The following is a 9,108-nucleotide window of genomic DNA, read 5'->3' as shown; positions in this document are numbered from 1 at the left end:
GAGCTGCTGCGGGAGATGCAGGCCCGGCAGACGCACGTGGCGATCGTCATCGACGAGTACGGCGGCACCGCCGGGCGGCGCGTCGGGCGGCGCGCCCGGGGGCGGCAGGCACGCGGCGAGGAGCTCGCCGAACGCGAACACGTCCGCGGCCTTCCCGGCCTCGTCGTCCCGGTCCCCGGCCCCGGCCTCGTCCCCGGCCCCGTCCTCGGCCCCGTCACCCGTCTCGCCGCCCGCCTCGTCCCCGGCGTCGCCGCGCGTCTCGCCGGCGGCCTCGTCCCGGGCACGGTCCGCGGCTCCGGTGACGCCGAGCCCGAGGAGCTTCACGCCGTCCTCGGTGAGGAACACCTGGGCGGGGCTCAGATCGCCGTGGACGACGCCGCAGGTGTGGACGGCGGCCAGCGCGTCCGCGACCTGCGCGCACACGGCAGCGGCCTCCTGGGCGCACGGCAGCCCGCGTTCCAGCCGGGCGGCCAGCGGCTCCCCGGTGAGGTACTCGGTCACCACGTAGACCAGGGGATCCCCGCCGGGACCGTCGGCCTCCCCGTAGTCGTAGGTGGTGACGATGTTGGGGTGGGCGAGCGCGGCGGCGGCGCGGGCGGCGTCCCGCAGCCTGCGCCGCGGCGCTCCGGCGGAGCGCCCGACGCCGGCGAGCGCCACCGCGACGCGGCGGGCGAGCAGCTCGTCGCGGGCGCGCCACACCTCCGCGGCGCCGCGCCGGCCGACGCGGCGTTCCATGCGGTAGCGGCCGTCCAGCCGGAATCCCGGATCCACGGGTCCTCCCCTCGGCGCGCCGATGGTGTCGTCGCCGCTCAGCAGTACGCAGCGCGGGCCGGAACGGATCGGTCGCCGGCCCGCCGCGCCGGCGGGGGGCGCGCGGCCCGGAACGCCCCGCCGCGCGGCGGATCCGCGCGCGGGGGTCCGGCTCGGGCGGGTTTCGGATGGTGGCCGGAGCAGGCCAGCGCCGGCCCTTGCCGTCCCGGCCGGGATGTGCGGTGCCCGGGGCGGGCGTCAAGGAAGGGTCAGCGTGGCCTCTGCGGCGCGCCGGGGAAGGCCCGGGAAGGAGCCCGGACAGTGAAAAAGCGGCGCCGGGTGGATACGGGGGCAATCCACCCGGCGCCGCATCATCGGTGTTCCGACGGGGGCCCGGAACACCGGCACGGGCGCTCCGACGGGGGACCAGAGCGCCGGTACAAATCGTACACCGAAACCCCCCGCGGTTAGTCAAGAGAATGTCACGACCCGATTTCCGGTCGCTGTCCGGAATCGGGCTTCTGTCCCGACTCCAGGCGGGGTCCGCCGTGCTCCGGCCCCGTCCGGTCGTCGAAGACCGCCGACGCGGTCGGCTCCCGGCCGCCGTTGGCGAAGATCACCGCGACGTAGGGGAGCAGCGCGGCGCCCACCACCATGAGCACCGCGAGCCACCACGGCGCGCCGGCGACCGCGGCCACGACCGCCCCGACGAAGCACAGCGTCCGGATGCCCATGGAGATCAGGTACCGCCTCTGCCGGTAGCCGATGTCCTCCGACATGGGACGGGGAGCGTCGGTGACGGTGTAGACGTCCGGCTCCCGGCGGTGGCGGGGATTGACCTTCACCTTTCCACGGTAAGCCCATGGGGTCGGACCTGCGACGGCAGTACGGGTCAAATCGCAGTGAAGGTAAGAACTTCGCACCGGAGGAACGAGATGACCGATCGCACGTACCGGGTGACCGAGATCGTGGGGACCTCCCCGGAGTCCGTGGAGTCCGCGATCCGCAACGGGGTCAGGCGCGCCTCGCAGACCCTCCGCCACCTGGACTGGTTCGAGGTGACCGAGGTCCGCGGCCAGATCGAGGACGGGGAGGTGGCCCACATCCAGGTGACGATGAAGGTCGGCTTCCGCCTAGAGGACGTCTGATGTGAGGGGCTGGTGTGAGGGAAGGCGGGCGGGGGGCGATCCCGCCGCGGCGGTGACCGCCCCCCCGTGTCAGGACGCCTGCGACACCGTCGACATGTTGAAGTCGCCGATCCGGATCGGCGGCATCGCGGCGCGGGTGAAGTAGTCCGACCACTCCCGCGGCAGCGTCGGCCCGGTCCGCCCGACCTCGGCGAGCCGCGACAGCAGGTCGACGGGGCTCTCGTTGAACCGGAAGTTGTTCACCGCCCCGACGACCTCGCCGTCCTCGACGAGGTAGACGCCGTCGCGGGTGAGGCCGGTCAGCAGCAGGCTCTGCGGGTCGACCTCCCGGATGTACCACAGGCACGTCAGCAGCAGCCCGCGCTCGGTGCGGGCGACCATCTCCTCCAGCGTGGCGCCGCCGCCGGGCCCGGTGAGCGCCAGGTTGTCGATGGCCGGGGTGACGGGCAGCCCGGTCAGGTCCGCCGAGTGCCGGGTCTGGGTGAGGGCCGCGAGCTCCCCGTCCCTGATCCAGTCGGTGGCGGCGAGCGGGAGGCCGTTGTCGAACACCGACGACTCGCGGCCCGAGGCGTGCGCGATGACGAACGGGGCGCACTCCATCCCGGCCGCGGCGGGGTCGCTGGACAGCGTGACGGGCAGCGCCGCGAGCCGCTCCCCGACGCGGGTGCCGCCGCCGGGCGCGCTGAACACGGTGCGGCCGTCGTGGGCGTCCTGCGCGCCCGCCGACCAGTACAGGTAGATCATCAGGTCGGCGACGGCGGAGGGCGGCAGGATCGTCTCGTACCGCCCGGCCGGCAGGTCGACGCGCCGCTCGCCCCATTCCAGCCGCCGCGCGAGGTCGCCGGTGAGGGCGGGGACGTCCACGTCGGCGAAGTCGGGCGTGCCGACGCCGGTCCAGGCCGAGCCGCCGGCGCCCTTGGCGTTCAGCTCCAGCAGCCCGGTCGGCTGGTCGTGCCGCAGCCGCAGCCCCGCCGAGGTGCCGAGGAACGTCGAGGTCAGGACGTGGTTGGCGAACCCGTACAGGCGCCGGTCGCCGGCCTGCGCGGCGGCGAACGCCTCGCCGAGCGCGGGTGCGAGGCCCTCGAACACGCCGATGCCGGTCTCGGCCGGCTCGTCGTCCCACCCGCGCGACGCCTCGGCCGGGGCGTCGGTGACGAGCGGCCGGGCGTCCTCGGCGGGGTCGTTGCCGGCGGCGTCGGCCTCGGCGGCGCGCACCAGGTCCTCGATGCCGTCGGCGCCGACCGCCGACCGCGACACCACGCCCGCCGCGACGCCGTCGCCGGTGCCGCGCAGCGCGATGACGGTGAGGCGGCTGGAGCGGGTCACCCCGTTGGTGGTGAGGGTGTTGCCCGCCCACCGCAGGTTCGCGGTGCTCGCCTCGTCGGCGATGACGATGCAGTCGTCCGCCCGCGACAGCGCCAGGGCCCGCTCGACGGCCTCCTGCGGCCGGATCCCGCTCACTGGCCCGCCTCCTTCAGCGTGTTGAGGATGTTGACGCCGCGGAACAGCGCCGACGGGCAGCCGTGGCTGACCGGCGCGACCTGCCCCGGCTGGCCCTTGCCGCAGTTGAACGCGCCGCCCAGCACGTAGGTCTGCGGGCCGCCGACGGCCTCCATCGAGTTCCAGAAGTCGGTGGTGGTGGCCTGGTAGGCGACGTCGCGCAGCTGCCCGGCCAGCCGCCCGTTCTCGATCTTGTAGAAGCGCTGCCCGGTGAACTGGAAGTTGTACCGCTGCATGTCGATCGACCAGCTCTTGTCGCCGACGATGTAGATGCCGCGGTCGACGCCGGAGATCAGCTCCTCGGTGGACGGGCCGCCCTCGGCGGGCCGGAGCGAGACGTTCGCCATCCGCTGGATCGGCATGCTGGACGCCGCGTCGGCGAACGCGCACCCGTTGGAGCGGTCGGCGCCGGTGAGGCGGGCGATGCGCCGGTCGGTCTGGTACCCGGTGAACAGGCCCTCGGTGACGATGTCGAACGACTGGGTCTGCACGCCCTCGTCGTCGTAGCCGATGGTGGCGAGGCCGTGCTCGGTGGTGCGGTCCCCGGTGACGTTCATGGCCTTGGAGCCGTACTGCATGGTGCCGAGCTTGTCGGGGGTGGCGAACGAGGTGCCGGCGTAGGCGGCCTCGTAGCCGAGCGCCCGGTCCAGCTCGGTGGCGTGCCCGATCGACTCGTGGATGGTCAGCCACAGGTTGGACGGGTCGACGACGACGTCGTACTCGCCGGGCTCGACCGACGGCGCGGCGAGCTTCTCGGCGAGCAGCTCGGGGATGCGGGCGAGCTCGCCGTCCCAGTCCCAGTGGTCGCCGGACAGCCACTCCCACCCGTACCCGGCGGGCGGCGCGAGCGTGCGCATGGTGTCGAACAGGCCGCCGGCGATGCCGACGGCGTTGACGACCGGGTGCAGCCGGACGCGCTGCTGGGTGGTGACGGTCCCGGCGAGGTCGGCGAAGAACTTGTTCTCCTTGACCTGCAGCAGCGTCGCGTCCACGTGGTCGACGCGGTCGTCGCCGAGCAGCCGGCGGCTCCACCCGGCCAGCAGCGCGATCTTCTCGCCGGTCGGCACGTCGAACGGGTCGGTCTCGTACGCCGACACCCACGTCCGCTCGCCGTGGACGGGTTCGGGGGCCAGCTCGATGGGCTCGCGGTTGACGGGCCGGGCGACCGCGGCGACCTCGACGGCCTGCGCGGCGACCCGCGCGGCCCCGCCGGGCGTCAGGTCGATGCCGGCGGCGAAGCCCCAGGTGCCGTCCTTGACGACCCGGACCGACAGGCCGACGTCGTCGGCGTCCAGTGCGGTCTCCAGGGCGGCGTCGTGCAGCCGGAGCGTCTGGCTGCGGATGCGCTCCAGGCGGAAGTCGGCGTGCTCGGCGCCCAGCTCCCGGGCCCGGGTGAGGGCCGCGTCGGCCAGCGCGCGAAGCGGCAGCGCGGTGAAGGCGGGATCGATGTCATGCACCCTCAGCAACCTACCCGCAGGCCCCGCGGGCGATCGAGAACAAACCGGGGTCGGCGGATCTTGTCGGTTCGGCACATCCGCAGGGCGCGGCGCGGGCCGCTAGTGTCGTGGCGCAGTCACCCGAGTGCGCAAAACCCATCAGCACGACAAGCAGACGAGAGGGTCCGTGATGAGTCGCTCTGTCCTCGTGACCGGCGGTAACCGGGGCATCGGCCTGGCCATCGCCCGCGAGCTGTCCGCGGCGGGCGACGCGGTCGCCGTCACCTACCGGTCGGGCGAGCCGCCCGAGGGGCTGTTCGGCGTCCGCTGCGACGTCACGGACGCCGAGGACGTCGACGCCGCGTTCAGCAAGGTCGAGGCCGAGCAGGGCCCGGTCGAGGTGGTGGTCGCCAACGCGGGGATCACCAAGGACACGCTGCTGGCGATCATGAGCGAGGAGTCGTTCACCTCGGTGCTCGACACCAACCTGACCGGCTCGTTCCGGGTCGCCAAGCGCGCCGTGAAGAGCATGATGCGCAAGCGCGCCGGCCGGATCGTGCTGGTGTCGTCGGTCGTGGGGCTGATGGGCTCGCCGGGGCAGTCCAACTACGCCGCGTCCAAGGCGGGCATGGTGGGGTTCGCCCGGTCCCTGGCCCGGGAGCTCGGCTCCCGCAACATCACGGTGAACGTGGTGGCGCCGGGGTTCGTCGACACCGACATGACGGCGGTCCTCAGCGAGGACCAGCGGAAGGCCATCACCTCGGCGGTCCCGCTGGGGCGGATCGCGCGGCCGGAGGAGATCGCGAAGGCGGTGCGGTTCGTGGCCGGCGAGGACGCCGCCTACATCACCGGGGCCGTGATCCCGGTCGACGGCGGACTGGGAATGGGGCACTGATCATGGGAATCCTCGAAGGCAAGCGCATCCTGGTGACCGGCGTCCTCACCGACGCCTCCATCGGCTTCCACGTCGCGCGGATCGCGCAGGAGCAGGGCGCCGAGGTCGTCCTGACCGCCTACCCGCGCCCGACGCTCACCGCGCGGACCGCGAAGCGGCTGCCGTCCGGCCCGGACGACCCGCCGCCGGTGATCGAGCTGGACGTGATGAACACCGGGCAGCTGGACGCGCTCGCCGGGAACCTGCGCGAGCACGGCTTCGACCACCTCGACGGCGTCGTCCACGCGATCGGGTTCGCGCCGCAGACTGCGCTCGGCGGCAACTTCCTCGAGACGCCGTGGGACGACGTGGCGACCGCCGTGCACGCGTCCGCGTACTCGCTGAAGTCGCTGACGATGGCGTGCCTGCCGCTGATGAAGGACGGCGGCTCGGTCGTCGGCCTGGACTTCGACGCCACCAAGGCGTGGCCGGTGTACGACTGGATGGGCGTGGCGAAGGCCGGCCTGGAGTCGTGCGCCCGCTACCTGGCCAAGTACCTCGGCCCGCAGGGCATCCGCGTCAACCTGGTCGCGGCGGGGCCGCTGGCCACGATGGCGGCCAAGAGCATCCCCGGCTTCGAGGGCATGACGGACATGTGGCCGAAGGCGGCCCCGCTCGGCTGGGACATCAAGGACAGCGAGCCGACCGCGCGCGCGTGCGCGGCGCTGCTGTCGGACTGGTTCCCCGCGACGACGGGGGAGATCGTCCACGTCGACGGCGGCCTCCACGCCATCGGCGCCGCGTACTAGCCGCCTGCCGGCCGCGCACCGGCCGCAGAGCCCGCCGGCCGGCGGCGGGTCCGGCGCGCCCCCGGCCCGGCGTTCCCGGCCCGGCGTTCCCGGCCCGGCGTTCCCGGGCTAGCGGGCCGCCCTGCGGCGGCGCAGGGCGCGGCCGGCGACGCTGAGGTTGAGGGCGCCGACGGCTCCGGCGGCGCCCGCCGCGGCGGCGACGAGCAGCAGCTGCCGGTCGTCGCGCCCGCCGGCGGCGACGGGCGAGATGAGGCGCGTCTGCGGCATCGCGGCGGTCCCGCCGGCGGCGTCCCGGTAGGCGTTCGGGTCGGCGGCGATCTCCGGGGTGGGCAGGACGCCGGGCAGCCCCGGGGCGGCGGACGGCGCTTCGCCGGAGTAGGGCTTGAGGCCCTTCGCGTCGGTCATCGGGGCGGGCCCGGACGGGGCCGCGGCCCCGCCGCCGCTCGGCGCCGCGGCGGGCTTGCGGGTCGCCTTCGCCGGCGCCGCGGGCGCCTTCTTCGTGGTCTTCTTCGTCGTGTTCTGGCTGGTCTTCTTCGGCGTGGGCTTCGGGGTCGGCGTGGGCGTCGGCGTGGGGCTCTTCGGGGTGAGCGCCTCGCGCAGGTTGCCGAGGTTGCACTTCCAGTTCTCGATCGTGGTCTCGGGGTCGACGCCCTTCTTGCACTCCTCCGCCGCGGCGCCGGACGCCGGGGCCGCGAGGACCAGGACGAGCGCGCCCGCCGAGACCGCCGCCGACGCCGATCCGATCCGCCTGATCCGCTGGCGCATGCCGCCCTCCGCCCGATGCCGTGACGGGACCCCGTCAGTGCCTGACCCTTGTTGACATCGTGTCCCATACGGGGCCGTCCGTAAACCGCGACACGGGGGTTTCTTTACCTCGCCGCCGCCTCACTGGACGACCAGGGCCGCGAGCCGGGTGCGCCGCGGCGGCGCCCCCTCCTCGCGCACGGCCCTGACCAGCGCCGGACCGGCCGCCTGCACGACCGACAGGTGCCGGAGCGCCAGCCCGAACGCGGTGGCCACCAGCGGCCGCGACAGCCCCTCGGGGGTCATGACCGCGACGACCGCGGGCCGGCGCGTCCCGCGCGCCCGCGCGACCGGGACCGCCCAGCCGTGCCGCAGCCGGGCCGCGTCCGCCGGCGCGACCACGGCCCGGCCGGCGGGGAAGTCGACGTCGAGGCCGTGCGGGCCGCCGCCCGCCACCACGCCGGTCTCGCCGACCGCCGCCTGGGGGAGCGGCGCGGCGACGACCACCCGGTCGCCGGGGTCCATCCCGCCGAACGCGCCGGGCCCGGGGTTCAGCCGGGCCTTCAGCGCCGCGTTGAGCGCGCCGGCGCCCGCCGGGCCGCCGGCGGCGGGCGCGACGACCTGGACGTCCTCGACCGGGATGCCGAGCGCGCGGGGGATCGAGTCGGTGACGAGCTGGACCGCCCGGTGCACCGCCTCGCCGGGGTCGGCGGCGGGCACGATGACGACCTCCCGGCCCGGCGCGTCCACGGCGGGCAGGGCGCCGCCGCGCACCGCCGCCGCGAGCGCGGCGAGCGGGGAGGACGCCGGCGCGGCGTCCAGCTCCACCACCGGGACGGTCTCGGACGCCTCCAGGTCGAGCAGGGGCCGTCCGGGCCCCGCGGGCGGCGCGGCGGCAGGCTCGGCGCACAGCACCAGGTGCGCGCCGTCGGGGCACGCCTCGGCCAGCACCGCGCACAGCTCGACGTCCAGCGCCGCGGCGTCGGTCACGATGAGCAGGTCGAGGTCGAACGGGTTCCGCTCCCCGCGCCCGTAGACGACGGCGCCGGGCGCGGCGGCCGGGCCGTCCAGGGGCTCCAGCAGCCGGTGCAGGCTGGTGACCGCGACGCCCTCGGGGGCGGCCAGGCCGGCGGCGGCGCGGTCGGTCGGCGCGGCGACCGCGGCCCGCAGGCCCCGGCCCGCGGCGGCGCCGGCGATGCCCAGGGCGGCGTCCGCGAGGTCGTCCGGCGCTCCGCGCAGGATGCTCACCCCGGTGCGGAGCGCGGCGGTGAGCGCGAGCGACCGGTCCTCGGGCAGCCCCTCGCGCAGGCCCTTGACGGCCGCGTCGTCCAGCAGCGGCGCGGCGGTCAGCGTGAGCCTCCGGAACGCCTCGGCGGCGGCCTCCTCGGCGAGCGCCCACCGGGCCGCGCCGAGCATCTCCTCCGGCTCCTCGGGCTCGGCGTCCCCGCCGGACGGATCCCCGCCGAACGGCTCCTCGCCGAACTCGGGCTCCTCGGTGAGGGACAGGACCTCGGCCTCGTCCAGCCCCGCCTCGACGGCGGCGCGGGGGTCGGGGACGCGGGCGCGCTCCAGCGCCGACAGCACCTCGGCGGCGGGCGTGACGGTGTGCCCGCCGCGCGCCGCCTCGGTCAGCAGGTACAGCACCAGGGCCCGCCCGCGCCGCACGTCGCCGGGCCCGGCGTCCGGCCCGAGCACGGCGCGCGCGAAATGGTCGGCCTGCGCCGGCCGGACCCCGGGGACGCGCAGCAGCCGCCACGGGTCGGCGCGCAGCCGGTCGGCGGCGTCCGGGCCGAGCCGGGCGGCCGTGCGGGCCGCGAGCGCCGCCGGCGCCCCCGCCGCGGCGAACA

The 9,108-nt window shown here is 75.6% G+C and carries 9 protein-coding genes; 3 read left to right on the top strand and 6 right to left on the bottom strand.

What is annotated here, in order from left to right; translation table 11 throughout:
• The coding region (locus ABTW95_RS35300; RefSeq protein WP_500228592.1) for a protein kinase domain-containing protein at nt 1-771 on the bottom strand (771 nt) is incomplete at its 3' end.
• 461 nt (nt 772-1,232) lie between these two features.
• Nucleotides 1,233-1,595, bottom strand: coding sequence for a DUF3099 domain-containing protein (locus tag ABTW95_RS35295; protein ID WP_396452726.1), 363 nt, complete (start codon nt 1,593-1,595; stop codon nt 1,233-1,235).
• Between the two features lie 90 nt (nt 1,596-1,685).
• On the opposite strand from ABTW95_RS35295, the gene ABTW95_RS35290 reads away from it, so the two are divergent.
• The gene (locus ABTW95_RS35290) at nt 1,686-1,898 is read left to right on the top strand and encodes a dodecin (RefSeq protein WP_396452728.1); all 213 of its coding nucleotides are present in this window, start codon (nt 1,686-1,688) and stop codon (nt 1,896-1,898) included.
• A gap of 69 nt (nt 1,899-1,967) precedes the next feature.
• On the opposite strand, the gene ABTW95_RS35285 is transcribed toward ABTW95_RS35290, so the two are convergent.
• Both ABTW95_RS35285 and ABTW95_RS35280 read right to left on the bottom strand, forming a co-directional pair.
• Nucleotides 1,968-3,359: a metallopeptidase TldD-related protein gene (locus tag ABTW95_RS35285; RefSeq protein WP_396452729.1), complete on the bottom strand. Its 1,392-nt coding sequence runs from the start codon at nt 3,357-3,359 to the stop codon at nt 1,968-1,970.
• Entirely contained in the window at nt 3,356-4,855 is a 1,500-nt protein-coding gene (locus ABTW95_RS35280; protein WP_396452731.1) for a TldD/PmbA family protein, read from the bottom strand. Before ABTW95_RS35280 ends, ABTW95_RS35285 begins: the two co-directional genes overlap by 4 nt.
• A gap of 169 nt (nt 4,856-5,024) precedes the next feature.
• On the opposite strand from ABTW95_RS35280, the gene ABTW95_RS35275 reads away from it, so the two are divergent.
• Entirely contained in the window at nt 5,025-5,729 is a 705-nt protein-coding gene (locus ABTW95_RS35275) for a beta-ketoacyl-ACP reductase (protein ID WP_396452733.1), read from the top strand.
• 2 nt (nt 5,730-5,731) lie between these two features.
• On the top strand, nt 5,732-6,517 hold the full coding sequence (gene fabI / locus ABTW95_RS35270) for an enoyl-ACP reductase FabI (protein WP_396452735.1): 786 nt from the start codon (nt 5,732-5,734) through the stop codon (nt 6,515-6,517).
• 108 nt (nt 6,518-6,625) lie between these two features.
• Here fabI and ABTW95_RS35265 read toward each other — a convergent pair whose 3' ends face one another.
• Nucleotides 6,626-7,282 (bottom strand): hypothetical protein, encoded by a 657-nt coding sequence (locus tag ABTW95_RS35265; protein ID WP_500228591.1) that lies wholly within the window; start codon nt 7,280-7,282, stop codon nt 6,626-6,628.
• 120 nt (nt 7,283-7,402) lie between these two features.
• A partial coding sequence (locus ABTW95_RS35260) for a helix-hairpin-helix domain-containing protein (RefSeq protein ID WP_500228590.1) occupies nt 7,403-9,108 on the bottom strand: 1,706 nt, incomplete at its 5' end.

Origin of the sequence: Spirillospora sp. NPDC127506 (genome assembly GCF_040302145.1) — a bacterium.
GTDB lineage: Bacteria > Actinomycetota > Actinomycetes > Streptosporangiales > Streptosporangiaceae > Spirillospora.
This window is presented reverse-complemented; position numbering and strand designations above follow the sequence as displayed.

Bases quoted from the DNA above. Each gene is read 5' to 3' on its own strand.
- ABTW95_RS35265 (WP_500228591.1), bottom strand. From the start codon at position 7,282: ATGCGCCAGCGGATCAGGCGGATCGGATCGGCGTCGGCGGCGGTCTCG.
- ABTW95_RS35290 (WP_396452728.1), top strand. From the start codon at position 1,686: ATGACCGATCGCACGTACCGGGTGACCGAGATCGTGGGGACCTCCCCG.
- ABTW95_RS35275 (WP_396452733.1), top strand. From the start codon at position 5,025: ATGAGTCGCTCTGTCCTCGTGACCGGCGGTAACCGGGGCATCGGCCTG.
- fabI (WP_396452735.1), top strand. From the start codon at position 5,732: ATGGGAATCCTCGAAGGCAAGCGCATCCTGGTGACCGGCGTCCTCACC.